Raw genomic sequence first — 17,114 nt, 5'->3', positions numbered from 1 at the left:
TTACAATTTACCGCCATTAACCTGACATGGCCGTGAACCGATCCCTAACGGAGCCGAGCCCGAAGTAAAGCGTTGCCTTCGAACCTTGAGATAAGCAAGGTTCGACCGATGACTTCCCCCGATCCCCGCCAGACCGAAAACGACAATCTGCGCCCGCCCGCCCATGACGGTGAGCCGCCCCGGCCGGCGACCGAGCCCGCAGGATCTGAAGGCTCCAGCAACTCGGGCGAAACCGAGACCGAGCCCGCCACCGGCAAGGAAAATCCATGACGCCACGCTTCGCCGCCCTCCTCGCCACCGCCGCCCTGGTTTCGACCCCGGCCTTGGCACAGGCGCCCGCCGCCTGCCAGGTCACCGCCGACCACGTCGTGGCCAATGGCGGTCTGACCAAGAGCCGCGCCGCCGTGGCCTCCGGTCGCCTGACCATCCTGGCCATGGGCTCGTCCAGCATCGAAGGGGCCGGGGCCAGCCGACGCGACCTCGGCTTCGTGCCGATGCTGGAGGCCGGTCTGGAGCGCCGTCTGTCCGGCGTGGCCGTCACCGTGATCAACAAGGGGATCGGCGGGGAAACGGCGAAGGATACGGCCGATCGCCTGAGACGCGAGACGGCCGCGGCCTCGCCCGATCTGGTGATCTGGCAGCTGGGCACCAACGATGTGCTGCGCGATCGACCGGGCGACGACATCTTCGCCGACCTGCGTCGGGGCGAGGCCATCCTCGACGCCGCTGGGGTAGACGTCCTGCTGATCGATCCGCAACGCCTGCCCGACGCCACGACCAACCCCGGCTTCAAGGGCCGAAACCCGGCGCTCGGCGACCTGTCGCGGTTGCTGGCCCTGGAAGCCGGTCGCGTCGGCTATGCGGTTTCGGGACGTTTCGCCGCCATGAGTGGCTGGACCGGTTTGGCCGGCAGTTCCGGCGTCGGCCCCGACGATCTGCATTTCAACGACGAGGGCTATGCCTGCTGGGCCGAGATCACGGCAGAGGGCCTGGCCGCCGCCCTTCGCTGACGGCGACGGAACACACGGGTATGCGAGGGATTTGAAAGGCCTGTAACGGAGGAGGCAGTCATCCAACTTGCCGTGCCCTTTCGCGGAATGGCGCTTAGGCGCCAACCGGAAGGGGAGGGATTTCCGTTCCTGACTCAAAGCGGTTGATGGGAAGGTCCGCTTTGGGCGGGACTTGCCGGTGTCGGCCTACAAAACCGGACGTTCGTCAAAGCGGAAGCTTGGAGTCGCTAAATATGATCCAGCCATCGACACCTTGATTAAGACTGCCGTTGCGTCTGCATTCTTTGTCCGACGATCTCAATAACATGGCGGCGCGTACGAACCTTCATTCGGCGCGGCTGAACACCCGGACATAATCGACCTCCATCGTCTGGGGGAACGCCCGGTCGTCGACACCTTCGGCCCCGCCCCAATCGCCGCCGACGGCGATATTCAGGATCATGTAGAAGGGGGCGTCGAACGGCCAGGTGGCGGGATCACCGCGACCATCGTTGCGGAAGCGATAGTAGCCGACGGTGCTGTCAGTCTAACGCCAACTTGTTTCCACTGAGGACGGCTAAGCCGCTGACGGGGATGATGTTTCGTGAAGCCGATTTCGTTCAAGCGCTACCGCTTTCCAGCCGAAGTGATCCGTCAGGCGGTATGGCTGTACTTTCGGTTCAGCCTCAGTTTTCGGGACGTCGAGGAATTGATGGCCGCTCGTGGCGTGGACGTGAGCTATGAGACGATCCGGTGCTGGACGATCAAGTTTCGGCCTCAGATCGCTAAACGATTGAAGAAGCGGCGGTGGCCTCCGTCTCCACGCTGGCACCTGGACGAGGTGGTCTGCAACATCGGTGGCAAGCGGATGTTTCTGTGGCGAGCCGTCGACGACGAGGGCGAAGTCCTCGACGTCCTGGTCCAGCGCCGGCGGGATACGGAGGCGGCATTGAAGCTGCTAAGGCGGCTCCTTCACAACCAGCCGGTGGAGCCGCAGACGATCACGACGGACGGCCTGGCGTCATACGGCGCGGCTCTGGATCAGCTGGATCTTAGGCATCTGCATCGACCGGGCCGGCTCCGCGAGAACAATCGGATCGAGAACTCTCACTTGCCAATCCGCCGACGAGAACGACAGCAGCAGCGGTTCAAATCCCAGGCCTCAGCCCAGAAATTCCTCGCCACCCACGCAGCGATCTACAACACCTTCAACACCCAACGCCATTTGATCAGCAGACCAACCCTTCGGCAATTTCGTGCAGAAGCCGATGCTGCATGGGCGGCCGCCTTCGACTGAAATCAGGCAGGGAAGGGGCCTTTTGGGCGGCAGCAGTTAACCTGACAGCGCCCGTGGCCGGTGGGCTTGGCGTTGCAGGCGCGGTATCCGCCTACCTTGACGAACGGAAGCGTTCAATTGCGACGCTCAAGGCCTTGGGGGCCGAAGGGGCACTTGTCCGTGATATCTATCTGATCCAGATCAGCGCACTCGCCGCGCTCGGCGGTGCTGTCAGTCTAACGCTAACTTGTCTCCACTGACTACGGCCTAAGCCGCTAACGGGGATGATGTTTCGTGAAGCCGATTTCATTCAAGCGCCACCGCTTTCCAGCTGATGTGATCCGTCAGGCGGTATGGCTGTACTTCCGGTTCACCCTTAGTTTTCGGGACGTCGAGGAACTGATGGCCGCTCGCGGCGTGGACGTGAGCTATGAGACGATCCGTTGCTGGACGATCAAGTTTGGACCTCTGATCGCCCGGCGACTGAAGAAGCGGCGGTGGCCACCGACGCCTCGTTGGCATTTGGATGAGATGGTCTGCAACATCGGCGGCAAGTGGATGTTTCTATGGCGAGCCGTCGACGACGAAGGCGAGGTCCTCGACGTTCTGGTCCAGCGCAGACGGGATACGGACGCCGCACTGAAGCTGCTCAGGCGGCTCCTTCACAACCAGCCGGTGGAGCCGCAGACGATCACGACGGACGGCCTGGCGTCATACGGCGCGGCTCTGGATCAGCTGGATCTTAGGCATCTGCATCGACCGGGCCGGCTCCGCGAGAACAATCGGATTGAGAACTCTCACTTGCCAATCCGCCGACGAGAACGACAGCAGCAGCGGTTCAAATCCCAAGCCTCAGCCCAGAGATTCCTCACCACCCACGCAGCGATCTACAACACCTTCAACACCCAACGGCATTTGATCAGCAGAACGACCCTTCGGCTTTTTCGGGCCGAAGCGGCTTCTGCATGGGCAACTGCGACGGCCTGATTGCAGGCAGGGTAGAGAGGCTTTCGACTTAACGCAGTTAACTTGTCAGGACCCGTCCAGGCGCTGTTGTCAGAAAACGATCGCAAAGTCCGCAAACCCGGCGAAACGCGCAAGGCCCATAAAGGCGCTCCGCTGACGGGCCTGATTTACGACACGGCCGGCCATCGGATGTCGCCAACGACCGCGCGGCAGAAGAACAAGCCAGCCTATCGCTACTACGCCTCGACCGCTGTCCAACTCGGTGACCCATCGAAGGCCGGCGCCGTCCCCAGAGTGTCAGCCCCCCTGATTGAGGCCTTGATCGCAGCACGGCTAAAGGAGCTTAAGATCCCCGCAGCCAGCGGACCTGCTGCGGACTGGAACGGCATCCGTGACCTGATCCACCGCATTGAGGTCCGTGCTGATGGCATCCGGGTCGAGCTTGACAGGCCTGCGCGGCAACGGGCGATGCGGGACATGCCCGCTGCCATTCGCGTCAGCCTTGAGCGGTTTGACGCAACGGACGACCGCCTCGTGATCGATATCAAGACACGCACGATCAGGAGAGGTGGGTCAAAGATCGCATTCGGACCTGACGGGCAGCCCGCCCTGAAAAACACCACCGTCGATCCTGCCCTAACTTCTGCGCTGATCCGAGCCGAGGCATGGAAGCGGAAGATACTGAGCGGCGACGCTGAGAACCTGGCAGCGATCTCCCAAGCCGAAAACGTCACACCAGCCTATGCTCGACGGATGATACGACCTGCGTATCTCGCGCCTGACCTCAAAGCCTCAATCCTCGACGGCCGCCAACCGATTGGCCTGACTCTCGAAGCCATCACCCGGACGGAGATGCCCCTCGACTGGAATGACCAACGACGGCTCTACGCCGGTCGCTGAACGCCTGACGGCACCAAGAGGGCGCTGTTCCCAGAACCGCCAACGCATTCCCTGATCGTGACTGACAAATTCCCTGTTTCGTCCTCAGGAAATCCCTGTTCCTGACAGCCTCTTTGAAGTCTAACCCGCCCGCAAATCCAGTGCTGGCGGGCTTTTTTAACGTCGCTGAGTTCGTTCGGACGGTCCAAAACCGGGCCGATCTCCCTGTAGAGTCCCTGTAAACCGCAAAACCGCGCAAAAGGACCCGTCGCCGGAAGAACAGAGACGAGGGGCGAAGTTCGACGACTTATGAGGAGTTAGAAAACCAGCGGAGACGGACTTCCCGTCTCCGATTACCTGCATGTCGCGGGAATGTCGGAGGAAGTTCCCGGTTCTGGGAAAATCGTTATATTACAAGGGAATGGCTGGCGGAGAGGGTGGGATTCGAACCCACGGTACCCTTCCAGGCACGCCGCATTTCGAGTGCGGTACATTCGACCACTCTGCCACCTCTCCGCGGTGCCGAAGTCGCTAGGTCGAAGCGAGCGGTCTCTCTAATGGGCCGGGCGCTTCACCGCAAGCGGGATACGGAAGGATTTTCTTCCCTATCGCTGAGCCGGCAAGGCCAGTCCGGGGGCCTGGCCCGAGTGCGGGTCGGCGTCGCGGATCCGGAACAGTTCGGCGGGGCGTCCGCCGGTTCCGGTCGATAGCAGGCCGGTGGGCTGCACCAGACCGGTGCGCTCGACGCCGCGACGGAAATTCTGTTTGTGGAGTGTAAGGCCGGCGACGGCTTCTGCCGCCGCCTGCAGACCCGACAGGGTGAACGTGTCCGGCGTCAGTTCGAACAGGACGGGGCGATACTTGAGCTTGGATCGCAGTCGCCCCAGACCGGTGGCCAGGATGCGTCGATGGTCTGAAACCATGGTTCGACCCGGCATTTCTGCCTCGGTGGGTCGATCCCGGTCGCGCGCCGCCTCGGTCACCAGACCGGCTTCATAGAGGAGCTCGTAGCGATCCAGCGCCCTTTCCTCATTCCAGCGATGGTCGGCCCCGGTCGCAAATAGGGACTGGACACGGGCGGCCCTGCGATCGTCCTGCCCAGCCCATTCCAGAAGCGCACTGGACAGTGCGAGGGCCGAAGCCGGGCCGCTCCGGCGATCTTCCCACGGGAAGATTTCGAAGAGCGGCGTCCAGTGCGCGTCGGGCACCGATGCCGTTTCAGCTTCGCGGGTCAGGGCGAGATAGCCCACGGACACCTCACGGGCGCGTTCTGGACCCGGGGTCGGACGAGGCGAGGCCCGGCCCGCATCGCCAAAGGTATAGAGCTGTTCCACAAAGCCCGGACGAAAGCCCGTTTGCGCGGCGACGAAGGCGCGCAGTGACAGTTCGAAAGTCCTGTCCCGGACGGGGTCGAAAGGGCCGAAGGGCAGGGCGAGGTCGGGCCCTGAGCCCGTGGTCAGAACGCAGAGGGCGCGCTCATGCAGGGCCATGACAACGGCTGATAGGCCAATGCGGACGCCGTGCTCGCCCCCGAAGGACATGGCTTCACTCCGTATGCCAGGCGTCGGCTCCGGGCAGGATGCCGACAGCTTCAGCCAGGACGCGATAACGCTCGAGGTAGCGCGCCTGGGCGAGCGGAGCAGGCAGGGGGTCGATGGTCAATTGGAAACCCGACGGAGGCGCACCGAAAAGTTTGAGCGACTCGCTCCGCTCGAAGCCTGCCAGCTGGGTGGCTTCGAAGAAGGCACAGGCCCGGTCCGCTTTCTTGATCAGGGTCTTGACGGCAACCGGGGATTTGGGCGGCAGACCAAACCGCACGTGAATGGCGCTCTCCAGCCGCGCCTCGAACGCCTTGTAGTTGACCCCGAGCGCGGATTTGAACGGAGAAATCATGTCGCCGATGACATATTCGGACGCGTCGTGGAGCAGGGCCGCAAGACGCCATCTGGGATCCAGATCCGGCTTTATGTGGACTGCGATGTCCTCGACGACGCACGAGTGCTGGGCGACGGAAAACGCGTGCTCCCCGATGGTCTGACCGTTCCAGCGGGCCACGCGCGCGAGGCCGTGGGCGATATCCTCGATCTCGATGTCGAAGGGAGACGGGTCCAGCAGGTCCAGGCGACGCCCGGACAGCATCCTTTGCCATGCGCGCGGAGCCGGGCTTCGGGACGGTCTGGCAACGGGGGTCGATATCGGGCGGTCAGACAAGGTATTGGTCCTGGGCAGCGGGTCGGTCACGTGACCCATTCCATTGCCAGGATCAAGACCGCTATTCGCCCACGTTCAGGGTGACCAGATCCTTGGCATCGTCGAACACGCCGTCATTGTTGCGATCCTTAGCGCGGACCGTTGCAACAACAATAGGCCCGCCCTGGGGACCGCGGGCTTCATAGCCGACCAGACGCCAGCCGGCTTCCGATGCCGCATTGTCCGTCAGGATATAGGTCACACGGGTCGCAGATCCGGGTGCGCGGGTCCGGATCTCGGCGGCGTCGTCATGAGCCTGGACACTGACCGACTCGTCGGACGAGGAGATGGCCACCGCCTGGCTGCCTTCGCTGGCATCGATGCTGAAGCCGCCGATACGGACACGGGCGTTGTCGCCATCGGTATCGACAGCCATGCCCGGCAGGCGAACGCTGGCGTCATCGCCGCTGGATTCGACGGTCACGCCTGGCATCCGCACCGTGGCGCGGTCGCCGGATTGTGCGCTGGATTCTGCCCTGGCGAGATCTGCTTCTGCGCGCGCGACCTCGGCATCGGCCCGAGCCGCCTCAGCGTCGGCCCGAGCCGCCTCCGTATCGGCCGCTGCGCCACGCATCTGGGCTGCGGTGCTGGGCATTCCTGCGATGAGTTCGTTCTCGAACCGTGCCAGAGCCTCGTCCGGGGTTGTTCCTTCGAGGCTGACCAGATGCAGGGACACCTCAGCCCCGCGCGGTCCTCCATAGGTACAGACCGTCCCCTCGGCCTGGGCTGATCCCTTGCGGGTCAGCGCCCCGAGGGTGTCAGGGCATTGAAGGGTATCAATGACGCGCAGCACCGCGTGACCGTCTCCACCCTCGCTGGTGCGTGTAGAGGTAATGCTGGAGCCTTCGTCACAGCCCGCAAGAAGGGCAGACACGGCGCAGAGGGTAATCAGGGCGGTACGCATCATCCTATCCTTTTTGGATACCCCATAGTCCCGCCGATCGCCCGGTCGCGCCAGTGAAATCGCGGTAATCGGCGTGGCGGCTTTGGCATGCAGCGATGTCCCCGCCGTGACGGTGTCGGATCAGCTTCCGGGCCGCCCGCCTTCCCGTCGGTTCAGAAAGGCGAGGCGCTCGAACAGATGGACGTCCTGTTCGTTCTTGAGCAAGGCTCCGTGGAGCGGCGGGATCAGCTTGTTGGGCGTCTTTTCGCGCAGGGTCTCGGGGTCGATATCCTCGACCAGCAACAGCTTGAGCCAGTCCAGCAGTTCCGAGGTGGAGGGCTTCTTCTTCAGGCCTGGCGTGTCGCGGATTTCATAGAAGGTCTTGAGCGCCGAGGAGACCAGCCGACCCTTGATGCCCGGGAAGTGGACCTCGACGATGGCCTTCATCGTCTCGTCGTCGGGGAAGCGGATGTAGTGGAAGAAGCATCGGCGCAGGAAGGCGTCGGGCAGTTCCTTCTCGTTGTTGGACGTGATCACCACGACCGGGCGGACAGCGGCCCGGATGGTTTCGCCGGTTTCCTGGACGAAGAACTCCATCCGGTCGAGTTCCTGGAGGAGGTCGTTGGGGAACTCGATGTCGGCCTTGTCGATCTCGTCGATCAGCAGGACGGGCCGTACGGGGCTGGTGAAGGCTTCCCAGAGCTTGCCGGGCTTCAGATAATTCCTCACGTCCTGGACGCGTGGATCGCCCAGCTGGGAATCCCTGAGGCGGCTGACAGCATCGTATTCGTAGAGGCCATTATGGGCCTTGGTCGTCGACTTGACGTGCCAGGTGATCAGCGGAGCATTCAGGGCGCTGGCCATCTCATAGGCCAGAACGGTCTTGCCGGTGCCGGGCTCGCCCTTGATCAGCAGGGGGCGCTCCAGGGCGACAGCGGCATTGACCGCGATCTTCAGGTCCTGGGTGGCGATATAGTTCGAGGTGCCCTCGAACCGGTCGGTTGGCCGCTGCATCGGGGTGTCATCGCTCCGGTGGTGTCGGGTGACGCCTAGCGAAGGCCGGCTGACTTAACAACGGTCAGGTTGGCGCGCTCAGCCATGGTCGTCCCTGATCAGGCTATGATGCCGGGTGTCGCGCATGGTCGCATAGGTCAGCAACGAGATGCCGATCATGCCGGTGACGTACCAGAAATACAGGCTTTCATTGCCGTCCAGCTTGAACCAGAGCGCGACATATTCGGCGGTTCCGCCAAAGGCGGCATTGGCAATGGCGTAGGGCAGGGCCACGCCGAGCGCGCGGATGTGGGCTGGAAACAGCTCGGCCTTCACGACGGCATTGATGGCAGTATAGCCGGAGACGATCACCAAAGCCGACAGGCTGAGCAGGAAGGCCATGATCGGATCGGTCGTGGTCGACAGCGCCGTCATGATCGGGACGGTGCAAAGTACGCCCAGGATCCCGAAGGTGATCATCACGGGCTTTCGCCCGATCCGGTCCGACAGGGCCCCGACCGCCGGCTGCAGCAGCATGAAGACGAAGAGGGCCGCCGCGCTGATTTCGGTCGCCGTCGTCTTCTGAAAGCCCGCCGTATTGGTCAGGAATTTCTGGAGATAGGTCGTGTAGGTATAGAAGGCGAGCGTACCGCCCGCGGTCAGGCCGATGACCATCAGCGCCTCTTTCGGGTGCTTCAGGAACAGTAGCAGGGCACTGGATTTTGGCGCCGATCCGGTTTCCCGGGCCTTGAACTCGGCGGTTTCGTCGAGACCGCGCCGCAGCCAGAACACCACCACGGCCAAGGCCGCTCCGACAAAGAAGGGGATGCGCCAGCCCCACGACGCCAGTGCGGCCTCGCCAATCGTGTTCTGCAGGACGATCAGGAGCAGCAACGCGAGGAGCTGCCCCGAGATCAGGGTCACGTACTGGAAGCTGGACCAGAAGCCGCGATGCTTCGCCGTGGCCATCTCGGACAGATAGGTCGCGGAGGACCCGTATTCGCCGCCCACACTCAGCCCCTGCAGCATGCGTGCGACCAGCAACAGGACCGGTGCGGCGAGGCCGATGGTGGCATAGGTCGGGAGGCAGGCGATGATCAGCGACCCCGTGCACATCAGGGTCACCGACAGCGTCAGGCCGGCCTTGCGGCCTTTCCGGTCCGAATAGACGCCCATCACCCAGGCGCCGATGGGCCGCATCAGGAAGCCAACGGCAAACACGGCGGCGGCCTGGAGCAATTCGGCCGTGTCGCTGCTGGACGGGAAGAAAAGCGGCGCGAAATACAGGGTGAAGGCCGCATAGGCGTACCAGTCGAACCATTCGACCAGGTTGCCGGTTGAGCCGCCAATGATGTTTCGCAGGCGGCGGGCCGGGGTCATGGGGACGGGAGGCGATGCCGGGTCTGTCATGGTCAGCCCTGCTGGAACGGGTAGAAGCCCGACCCAAGCTGCAGGATGGCCGTGAGCTCGTCCAGAGCCCCGCGCGTCTCGTCGATCAGGGCAGGATCAGCCAGGTCCCGGGCGGTCAGGGCCTCGCGGTACCAGCGGTTGGCCCAGGTCCCGAGCCGGCCATAAAGGCTGTCGGTCATCCGCATGGTGGGGTGGGTCGCCGCCAATTCGGCCTCGGTCAGGACGACCCGCAGTCGCAGGCAGGCCGGCCCGCCGCCGTTTCGCATCGACTGGCGGACGTCGACGTACTCGACCGAACCGATTGAGCCATTGGACGCCGCCAGGGCCTGCGCGACCGCATGGCTGCGCGGGTTATCACGGGTCTCGGTCGGGCAGATCAGGGTCAGGCGGTCCTGTCGCGGAATCCGCACCAGCATCGAGTTGAACAGATAGCTGGAAATGGCGTCAGCCAGCGGCAGGTCCGCGGTCGGGACTTCCACGAAGATCGGTTCGAACCGCCCGGCTGCAGCCTGCTGGATCGCGCGTTTCGTCGCTTCCGTGTCTTCGAAGGCCAGTTCGTGGAAGAAGAGTGTGTCCAGCGATCCGACGCAGACGACGTCGTTGTGAAAGGTGCCGCCGGCAATGGCCGCACGAGACTGACGGGCCAGAACCGGTCCCTGCGCGCCGTGCCGACGCACGATGGCCTCGCAGGCCTGACGGGTCTGGCGGGCAGGGTAGGGGCCTTCCCAGGACTCGAAGGCGTCGCGCCCCCAGACCAGCAGATTGACGCCGGGCTCGCCGTGATCGGCACAGAGCCGCACGTGGTTGGCCGCACCCTCGTCGGCCAGATGGGCCACGGCCGGAAGCGCGTCGTGGACTGCGAAATGCTCTGGATCCGGGAACAGCGCGTTCAGCGACCTGCGGGTCTGTTGGTGCTCCAGTGAGCGATGCAGATTGGTGTGCAGGTTGGCGGGGGTGAAATGAACCCGACCGTCGGCGCTGTCGGCCGATGGGGTCACAGTCGCGGCATTGGCGGCCCACATGGGGCTGGCCGAGCAGGCGGCGGCGGCAAAGCTCGGTGCGTCCTTCCAGGCCTGTTCGAGGACGCTGGCGTCCGTCCCCGTAAAGCCAAGGCCGCGCAGGAAGTCGATATCCGGGCGCTCGTGGGGCGGCAGGACGAACTGAGGCAGGCCGAGATCGGCAAGCCGCTTCATCTTGTCGAGCCCCTGAAGAACGGCCGCGCGTGGGTTGGACGCCTCGCCCCGGTTCAGACTGGAGGCGAGGTTCCCGGGCGAAAGACCGGCATAGGAATGGGTCGGACCGATCAGGCCATCGGCATTGGCCTCGACGGCTGTCATGCGTCTACGCCCCTTAGGCCCTTGATCTCGCTCTCGATGTTTCGCACGGCCCCGGCCTCGAAACTGGCGACCGGATAGGCGCAATAGTCAGCCGCGTAGTAGGCGCTGGGCCGGTGGTTGCCGCTGGCCCCCAGACCGCCGAACGGCATGTCGCCCGCAGCGCCCGTCGTCGGGCGATTGAAATTCACGACACCGGCGCGGATCCGGCGAATGAAGTGGTTCCAGTTTGCTGGGTCGTCGCTGATCAGGCCGGCGGACAGGCCGTAACGCGTGGCATTGGCCTGCGCGATGGCGGCTTCAAAGGTCGGGACGCGGGTCACCGACAGGAAGGGCGCGAACATCTCCTCGTCGGGGACGTCGATACCAGTCACATCAATGATGGCGGGACGCACGAAGGCTCCGGGCAAATTGCCGACGGGACCCGAGGCGCGGATGACGGTTGCCCCCCTGTCGATCCGTTCCTGCAGCGCTGCAAGTGCAGCCTCTGCCGCGCGGTTCGAGATTAGAGGGCCGGCATAGGGTTCGGGCGTGCTGTCCCACGGCGCGAAGATCAACCGATCAACCATGGCATTCACCGCTTCGATCACCGCGTCACCCTGCGGTCCTTCTGGAACAATCAGGCGACGAGCACAGGAGCAGCGCTGGCCGGTGGTGACGAAGGCCGACTGGACGACCAGCCCGGCAACCGCCTCGGCATCGGCCGTATCCCAGACCACGAGCGGATTGTTGCCGCCCAGTTCCAGCGCGAGGATCACATGCGGATCATCGGCAAACTTCCGCCGGAAATGCGCGCCGGCCGCTCCGGAGCCAGTGAACATCAGGGCATCGATCGGCTGCTCCAGCAGGGCGGCCCCGGTATCGCGACCGCCCTGGATCAGGTTGAACACGCCGGTTGGCAGGTCGGCCTCGGCGAGGCACTCGGCCATCAACTGACCGGTGTGCGGGGTCTCCTCCGATGGCTTGAAGACCACCGTGTCGCCCGCCAGCAAGGCCGGGACGATATGGCCGTTGGGCAGGTGCCCCGGGAAGTTGAAGGGCCCGAGGACCGCGGCGACGCCATGCGGCCGATGGCGCAGGGTGGCCGACCCGAAGGCTGTTTCGGCAGTCCGTTCGCCGGTCCGCTCGTCATAGGCGCGGATCGACAGATCGACCTTGCCGGCCATGGATCCGAGCTCTGCGGTGGTCTCCCACAACGCCTTGCCCGTTTCGCGACTGATAGCCCGAGCGATCTCGGGGGCACGGCTTTTCAGGACCGCCTGGTAGCGTTTGACGGCATCGATCCGGTCGCTACGCGGGCGATCGGCCCAGTCGGGAAAGACAGCGCGCGCGCGTTCAACGGCGGCAGCGACCTCTGTTGGAGAGGCAGCAGGGCCTTCCCAGACAGTGTTGCCCGTGGCGGGATCGGTGGAGATGATCTGGGTCATGGAGTTCACGCCTTCACGCGCACGGTGTCGCCAGCCCGGACCTTCAGCGCCTCGGCAACGTCAGGGGTCAGTATGGCGGTCTGGCCGTCCAGCCCGACCCGGGCACGGACAGCCCGGAAGCCGGACACGGCATTGGTGGATATCAGGGACGGCAGTTCGGCCTCGACCTCGTCGGCAATGCCGACGGTCAGCTGCCGGGCGTCGCGGACTGTCCGGATATGATCCCGGGGACAGGTCACCGTCGGGCCCGCGTCGAAGATGTCCACCAGACCGTTCGGGCGAAACCCTTCGGATTCCAGCAGGGCCATGGCGGGCACGCCCTGCGGATGAACCTTGCCGATCACGGCACGGGCGGGCTCCGGAAGCAGTTCGACATAGATCGGGTGGCGTGGCGCGAGGTCGAGGATGAACTGCTTGTCCGTCGAGCCCGTCATCATGTCCGCCTCGTCAAACGGCATGGGAAAGAACTTATGGGCCACATGGTCCCAGAAGGGACAGGCACCGTCAGGCGTGAATACCCCGCGAAGCTCGGCGAGAACCGTTTCGGCAAACAGGTCCGGCTGGGCACCGATCAGCATGTAACGACTCTGGCTCAGCAGGCGACCCGCTCCACCCTTGCGGCGGTCTGCCTTCAGGAACAGCGAGCCCACCTCGCTCCATCCGCTGCACTCGTTCACCAGCTGCAGCGTCTGGTGCTCCAGCTTGATGTCCAGCGAGGGCGAGGAGGAGGCGTTGGTATTGACCCGGAATGAAAAGAACGGACGGTTCAGGCCGACAGCGGCCTTGACGCTGGCGATCCCGTCGACATCGCCCGTGTCGGTTTCCTCCAGCATCAGGGTGTACCAGCACTGCTGGGCAGGCAGGGCACCGGCGAAACTGTCCCGGCTGAGATCAAGCCGTTCGGTCAGCTGGTCCGGATCTTCCGGCAGGCTGGTGAAACCCGGTCCGGACAAGATGGCCAGCTCCAGAAGGTAATCGAGGTCGGCGGGACCGGCGGGGCGGACGACGAGCATTTACATCGTCTCCAGACGCAGGCGCTTCAGTTCCAGCGCATCGATCTCGCCGGATGCCAGCTTGCATAGCACAAGCGCGCTGAGCTGGGCCCGCTCGACGAAGCTTTCGGGCCAGGCGAACTCGCGCTCGGAATGGATGTTTCCCCCCCGAACGCCCAGAGTGTCGATGTTTGGCAGCCCCGATGCATGGAGGTTGTTGCCCTCGCACACGCCACCTGAAGGAGTCCAGGCAATCGGCTGGCCCAGCAGGGCCCCCGTCGCGCGGACAGCTTCGAACAGGGCAGTCTGTGAGGCGTCCATGGGCTTTGGAGCCCGGGTCATGCCGCCATGAAGATCCAGCGTCAGGCCTTCGAAGGGCGCCGTGGCCACAATTTCGGATATGGCGTCGGTGATCCATGCCGCCGACGGGGCGTCGGGAACGCGGACATTGAAGCGAACCACTGCACGGTCGGCGACGACGTTCAAAGCCCCGCCACCGCTGATCTTCGCAACGTTGACGGTCACACCTTCGCGACGACCGTTCAGACCATGGAGGGCGGCAGCGACGAGGGCCGCACCCGCGATGGCGTTGCGCCCCTCCTCGAAGGCTCTGCCGGCATGCGCGGCCTTGCCCGTCACGATCAGATGGTAGTTGCCGCTGCCTTTGCGGGCTCCGGCCATCGTCCCGTCGGCCAGCGCCGGCTCGTAGGTCATGCCGACATGCCCGGCGGCACCCAGCTTTGCCAGCAGCGGAGCCGATGCGGGCGAGCCGATTTCCTCGTCCGGCGACAGCAGCACCGTCCAGCCGACCCGCTCGCGTCCCGGATGGGTTTCGAAGGCCTCGAGCGCCGCCATCAGGACGGAAATGCCACCCTTCATGTCGGCGATACCCGGACCATTCAACGCGCCATCGTCTCTGGCAGCGACGGTCTGGAAGGCGCTTTCCGCAGGATAGACCGTGTCATAGTGGCCCGTCAGCACAATCTGGACCGGGGCGTCCGGACGCGCGGTGATCAACAGCGCGTCAGCGTGGGCCTCGGTCCGGACCACGCCGTCATCGCCGATCGTCGTCGAGCCCCGGGTCGGAATCCGCGCGACACTGGCAGGCAGACGGCCAGCCTCCGTCTCCAGAGCGGCAAGAACGGCATTCAGGCCATCAGCATTCCGGCTGCCGGAGTTGAGGTTGGACCAGGCGATTGCACGGTCGACGATGTGACCGCTCTGCGCCGCGACATGGTCGAGCACAGTCTGGTCGTGGGGGTGAATCCGCATGGCGCGGACCCTAGCGTTACGATTTTGAAAGGTGAACCCCGCTGGCTTCCGGATTGGCCAGGACATGGTTAGGGTCAGGAAAATGCAACTGGAGGGCTGCTTCTGTGAGTAATCTGATCAAGGCCATGAACCCTGGCGCACCCATCACGAATGAAGCGGAGGCGACGGCAGCGGCCCGGTCCAGCGCGATCGCCATCTTTATCGGGGTCGTTGTCGGCATCGTCAGCGTGGTCTGGACGCTGATGAACCCTGAAATTATGCAACAGGCTGTCGCTCAGGCCAGTGGGGATTCGCCGGAGGCTGCGGCTGCTGCCGAGATCGGGGCAACGGCCGGAATGTGGATCGGCGGCATCGTGGTGCTGATCCAGCTTGCCTTCGCAGTGGTCCAGTGGCGCGACCCGAAGAAATGGATCGCGATCCTTTTCCTTGTCCTGATCGCGCTGGGTATTCTCCAGACAGCGGCGGCGCCGCTGATGGCCGGCATGGTGCCTAACGCGCCGGTCGTGCCGATGTGGCAGATCGCGCTTTCGCTGGTGATCATGGTGGTCCAGGTCGTTCTGCATGTGGCAGGGCTGCGGGGCATCAATCGCCTTGAGGCCATGCAGATGGATGCGGCGCGCTGAGACCACTTCCGTGTCCTCTGACGTCACTATCTGGCATAACCCCGCCTGCGGCACCTCGCGCAACACGCTTGCGATCATCCGAGCCGCAGGCGTGGAGCCCACGGTTGTCGTGTATCTGAAGGTCGGCTGGGACTCCGCTACGCTTCAGCGACTCGTGGATGGCGCAGGGCAGGGCGTGCGGGGCCTGCTTCGCGAGAAGGGGACGCCTGCCGGGGCGTTGGGCCTGCTGGATCCAGACGTCGAGGATGCGGTGATCCTTGCGGCCATGGTCGAGCATTCGATCCTTGTGAACCGTCCGATCGTGGAGACACCAAAAGGGGTGCGTCTGTGTCGCCCGTCGGAAGTCGTGCTCGATATTCTGGAGAATCCGCCGTCCCGCTTCGCAAAGGAGGACGGCGAAATCGTCAGCCTCTAGAGACCCGCGGCCCAGTCCGTGGCACGGATCAGGCTGTCGATGATGCCGGGCTCACTTGAAGCGTGACCGGCGTCCGGCACGATGTCCAGTGTCGATTCCGGCCAGGCCCGATGGAGGGCCCAGGCGCTCGTGATAGGGGTCACGACGTCAAAGCGACCCTGTGCGATCCAGCAAGGAATATGGCGGATCCGGTCAACGTTGTTGATGATCCAGTGTTCCTCGGGGAAGAAGCCGCCATTGACGAAATACCAGCATTCGATCCGCGCGAAGGCGATTGCAAAGGCCGGTTCTGCGAATTTCTCGGGACGCGCGGCAGGGCCCTGAACGCTGACGGTGTCGCCCTCCCAGCTGGACCAGGCGACCGCGCAGCGCTCCTGTTCGGCGCGATCCGGGCCTGTCAGCCGTTTGTAATAAGCCCCCATCAGATCGTGACGTTCAGCTTCGGGAATGGGCTCGACAAAGCGCTCCCATGCGTCCGGGAAGATCATCGAAGCCCCTTCCTGGTAGAACCAGTGAAGTTCCTTCTTGGTCAGCAGGAAGATGCCGCGAAGGATCAGGCTTTCGGTCCGGTCGGGGTGGGTGATTGCATAGGCCAGCGACAGGGTGGACCCCCAGCTACCGCCGAACACAGACCATGTCTCGATCCCGAGTTGCTCGCGCAGCCGCTCGATGTCCTCGATCAGCGTCCAGGTCGTGTTGTCCTCCAGCGACGCATTGGGGCGTGACTTGCCGCACCCACGCTGGTCGAAGAGGATGATTCTGTATCTTGCCGGGTCGAAGTAACGCCGCATGCTGGCATTCACGGCACCACCCGGGCCACCGTGCAACACGATGACGGGCTTGCCGGCAGGATTGCCGCACTGTTCGAAATAGATTTCGTGCGGACCTTCGGTCGCCATCCATCCGGACGCAAAGGGCTCAAGCTCGGGGTAAAGCTCGCGGCGCGGGAGGTTGGTCGCGGGAAAAGCCATCTAGAGCACTGATTCTTCCGAAGTGGTCGATTCAGTCGTTTACGGACGGAGACCGGACGACAGCAAGGACAATCACCAGCCATGCGGCAATCATGAGCAGCCCGCCTACGGGGGCAATGGCACCCATGGCTCTTATGTCCAGCAAACCAATTGTCGCCAGAGCTCCGGCGAAGACCAGACCTCCGGAAGCGGCAAGCCAGCCGGCCAGAGCGATCAGGCGGTTTCGCACCGGCCAAAGCGCGCACACCAGGGCCAGCAGGGCGTGCACCATCTGATACTGTGCCCCAGTCTGGAGCAGGGTCTTGACCGCGGGCCCTGCACCATGGGCCGCAAATGCCCCGCCAGCGACAGCCAGCGCACCATTCAGGGCGGCAAACATGGCGAGGTTGCGCTTCAGATGCATTCGACGACCCTAGAGCAAGGCGCGCGAAAGG

The 17,114-nt window shown here is 64.0% G+C and carries 19 protein-coding genes and 1 tRNA gene; 8 read left to right on the top strand and 12 right to left on the bottom strand.

What is annotated here, in order from left to right:
• Positions 1–108 precede the first annotated feature (108 nt).
• From GGR13_RS09245 to GGR13_RS09225, 6 genes are all read left to right on the top strand, one after another.
• Positions 109–270, top strand: a complete 162-nt coding sequence (locus GGR13_RS09245; RefSeq protein WP_183213250.1) for a hypothetical protein — start codon at positions 109–111, stop codon at positions 268–270.
• Positions 267–1,010: an SGNH/GDSL hydrolase family protein gene (locus tag GGR13_RS09240; protein WP_183213249.1), complete on the top strand. Its 744-nt coding sequence runs from the start codon at positions 267–269 to the stop codon at positions 1,008–1,010. Before GGR13_RS09245 ends, GGR13_RS09240 begins: the two co-directional genes overlap by 4 nt.
• A 583-nt stretch (positions 1,011–1,593) precedes the next feature.
• Positions 1,594–2,286 carry an IS6 family transposase gene (locus tag GGR13_RS09235; protein ID WP_183213248.1) on the top strand — a complete coding sequence of 231 codons (693 nt, stop codon included), beginning with the start codon at positions 1,594–1,596 and terminating at the stop codon, positions 2,284–2,286.
• On the top strand, positions 2,265–2,525 hold the full coding sequence (locus GGR13_RS16850; RefSeq protein WP_343060330.1) for an FtsX-like permease family protein: 261 nt from the start codon (positions 2,265–2,267) through the stop codon (positions 2,523–2,525). The genes GGR13_RS09235 and GGR13_RS16850 overlap by 22 nt, the downstream gene beginning before the upstream one ends.
• A 34-nt stretch (positions 2,526–2,559) precedes the next feature.
• A complete protein-coding gene (locus GGR13_RS09230) occupies positions 2,560–3,252 on the top strand; it encodes an IS6 family transposase (RefSeq protein ID WP_183213247.1) in 693 nt (230 codons plus the stop codon).
• A 42-nt stretch (positions 3,253–3,294) separates the two neighbouring features.
• Positions 3,295–4,131, top strand: a complete 837-nt coding sequence (locus GGR13_RS09225; protein WP_183213246.1) for a hypothetical protein — start codon at positions 3,295–3,297, stop codon at positions 4,129–4,131.
• A gap of 405 nt (positions 4,132–4,536) precedes the next feature.
• On the opposite strand, the gene GGR13_RS09220 is transcribed toward GGR13_RS09225, so the two are convergent.
• The 10 genes from GGR13_RS09220 to GGR13_RS09175 all read right to left on the bottom strand — a co-directional run bounded on the left by GGR13_RS09220 (position 4,537) and on the right by GGR13_RS09175 (position 14,671).
• Positions 4,537–4,626, bottom strand: a tRNA-Ser gene (locus GGR13_RS09220).
• Between the two features lie 89 nt (positions 4,627–4,715).
• Positions 4,716–5,651 carry an NUDIX hydrolase gene (locus tag GGR13_RS09215; RefSeq protein ID WP_183213245.1) on the bottom strand — a complete coding sequence of 312 codons (936 nt, stop codon included), beginning with the start codon at positions 5,649–5,651 and terminating at the stop codon, positions 4,716–4,718.
• A 4-nt stretch (positions 5,652–5,655) separates the two neighbouring features.
• A complete protein-coding gene (locus GGR13_RS09210; RefSeq protein ID WP_246347808.1) occupies positions 5,656–6,249 on the bottom strand; it encodes a YfbR-like 5'-deoxynucleotidase in 594 nt (197 codons plus the stop codon).
• Positions 6,250–6,382: 133 nt separating this feature from the next.
• The gene (locus GGR13_RS09205; RefSeq protein WP_221230588.1) at positions 6,383–7,267 is read right to left on the bottom strand and encodes a methyltransferase type 11; all 885 of its coding nucleotides are present in this window, start codon (positions 7,265–7,267) and stop codon (positions 6,383–6,385) included.
• Positions 7,268–7,384: 117 nt separating this feature from the next.
• Positions 7,385–8,257, bottom strand: a complete 873-nt coding sequence (locus GGR13_RS09200; RefSeq protein ID WP_183213243.1) for an AAA family ATPase — start codon at positions 8,255–8,257, stop codon at positions 7,385–7,387.
• Positions 8,258–8,335: 78 nt separating this feature from the next.
• Positions 8,336–9,646, bottom strand: coding sequence for an MFS transporter (locus GGR13_RS09195; protein WP_183213242.1), 1,311 nt, complete (start codon positions 9,644–9,646; stop codon positions 8,336–8,338).
• Between the two features lie 2 nt (positions 9,647–9,648).
• Positions 9,649–10,983: an N-succinylarginine dihydrolase gene (astB, locus tag GGR13_RS09190; RefSeq protein WP_183213241.1), complete on the bottom strand. Its 1,335-nt coding sequence runs from the start codon at positions 10,981–10,983 to the stop codon at positions 9,649–9,651.
• Positions 10,980–12,407: a succinylglutamate-semialdehyde dehydrogenase gene (gene astD, locus GGR13_RS09185; protein ID WP_183213240.1), complete on the bottom strand. Its 1,428-nt coding sequence runs from the start codon at positions 12,405–12,407 to the stop codon at positions 10,980–10,982. The genes astB and astD overlap by 4 nt, the downstream gene beginning before the upstream one ends.
• Before the next feature lie 5 nt (positions 12,408–12,412).
• Positions 12,413–13,420: an arginine N-succinyltransferase gene (locus GGR13_RS09180; RefSeq protein WP_183213239.1), complete on the bottom strand. Its 1,008-nt coding sequence runs from the start codon at positions 13,418–13,420 to the stop codon at positions 12,413–12,415.
• Positions 13,421–14,671 (bottom strand): hydrolase, encoded by a 1,251-nt coding sequence (locus tag GGR13_RS09175; protein ID WP_183213238.1) that lies wholly within the window; start codon positions 14,669–14,671, stop codon positions 13,421–13,423.
• A gap of 104 nt (positions 14,672–14,775) precedes the next feature.
• Here GGR13_RS09175 and GGR13_RS09170 point away from each other — a divergent pair, with 104 nt between their 5' ends.
• Both GGR13_RS09170 and arsC read left to right on the top strand, forming a co-directional pair.
• Entirely contained in the window at positions 14,776–15,294 is a 519-nt protein-coding gene (locus GGR13_RS09170; protein ID WP_183213237.1) for a hypothetical protein, read from the top strand.
• Entirely contained in the window at positions 15,281–15,709 is a 429-nt protein-coding gene (arsC, locus tag GGR13_RS09165) for an arsenate reductase (glutaredoxin) (RefSeq protein ID WP_183213236.1), read from the top strand. Before GGR13_RS09170 ends, arsC begins: the two co-directional genes overlap by 14 nt.
• On the opposite strand, the gene pip is transcribed toward arsC, so the two are convergent.
• Positions 15,706–16,680 (bottom strand): prolyl aminopeptidase, encoded by a 975-nt coding sequence (gene pip / locus GGR13_RS09160; protein ID WP_183213235.1) that lies wholly within the window; start codon positions 16,678–16,680, stop codon positions 15,706–15,708. The genes arsC and pip overlap by 4 nt on opposite strands.
• 31 nt (positions 16,681–16,711) lie before the next feature.
• Positions 16,712–17,083: a DUF423 domain-containing protein gene (locus tag GGR13_RS09155; protein WP_183213234.1), complete on the bottom strand. Its 372-nt coding sequence runs from the start codon at positions 17,081–17,083 to the stop codon at positions 16,712–16,714.
• Between the last annotated feature and the right edge of the window lie 31 nt (positions 17,084–17,114).

Origin of the sequence: Brevundimonas variabilis (assembly GCF_014199945.1) — a bacterium.
Lineage (GTDB): Bacteria > Pseudomonadota > Alphaproteobacteria > Caulobacterales > Caulobacteraceae > Brevundimonas > Brevundimonas variabilis.
This window is presented reverse-complemented; position numbering and strand designations above follow the sequence as displayed.

Excerpts from the sequence above, each read along its gene's own strand:
- GGR13_RS09195 (WP_183213242.1), bottom strand. The coding sequence starts at position 9,646 with ATGACAGACCCGGCATCGCCTCCCGTCCCCATGACCCCGGCCCGCCGC.
- GGR13_RS16850 (WP_343060330.1), top strand. The coding sequence starts at position 2,265 with ATGGGCGGCCGCCTTCGACTGAAATCAGGCAGGGAAGGGGCCTTTTGG.
- pip (WP_183213235.1), bottom strand. The coding sequence starts at position 16,680 with ATGGCTTTTCCCGCGACCAACCTCCCGCGCCGCGAGCTTTACCCCGAG.
- GGR13_RS09180 (WP_183213239.1), bottom strand. The coding sequence starts at position 13,420 with ATGCTCGTCGTCCGCCCCGCCGGTCCCGCCGACCTCGATTACCTTCTG.
- GGR13_RS09205 (WP_221230588.1), bottom strand. The coding sequence starts at position 7,267 with ATGATGCGTACCGCCCTGATTACCCTCTGCGCCGTGTCTGCCCTTCTT.
- astD (WP_183213240.1), bottom strand. The coding sequence starts at position 12,407 with ATGACCCAGATCATCTCCACCGATCCCGCCACGGGCAACACTGTCTGG.
- GGR13_RS09215 (WP_183213245.1), bottom strand. The coding sequence starts at position 5,651 with ATGTCCTTCGGGGGCGAGCACGGCGTCCGCATTGGCCTATCAGCCGTT.
- arsC (WP_183213236.1), top strand. The coding sequence starts at position 15,281 with ATGCGGCGCGCTGAGACCACTTCCGTGTCCTCTGACGTCACTATCTGG.
- GGR13_RS09175 (WP_183213238.1), bottom strand. The coding sequence starts at position 14,671 with ATGCGGATTCACCCCCACGACCAGACTGTGCTCGACCATGTCGCGGCG.
- GGR13_RS09200 (WP_183213243.1), bottom strand. The coding sequence starts at position 8,257 with ATGCAGCGGCCAACCGACCGGTTCGAGGGCACCTCGAACTATATCGCC.
- GGR13_RS09210 (WP_246347808.1), bottom strand. The coding sequence starts at position 6,249 with ATGCTGTCCGGGCGTCGCCTGGACCTGCTGGACCCGTCTCCCTTCGAC.
- GGR13_RS09240 (WP_183213249.1), top strand. The coding sequence starts at position 267 with ATGACGCCACGCTTCGCCGCCCTCCTCGCCACCGCCGCCCTGGTTTCG.
- GGR13_RS09245 (WP_183213250.1), top strand. The coding sequence starts at position 109 with ATGACTTCCCCCGATCCCCGCCAGACCGAAAACGACAATCTGCGCCCG.
- GGR13_RS09155 (WP_183213234.1), bottom strand. The coding sequence starts at position 17,083 with ATGCATCTGAAGCGCAACCTCGCCATGTTTGCCGCCCTGAATGGTGCG.
- astB (WP_183213241.1), bottom strand. The coding sequence starts at position 10,983 with ATGACAGCCGTCGAGGCCAATGCCGATGGCCTGATCGGTCCGACCCAT.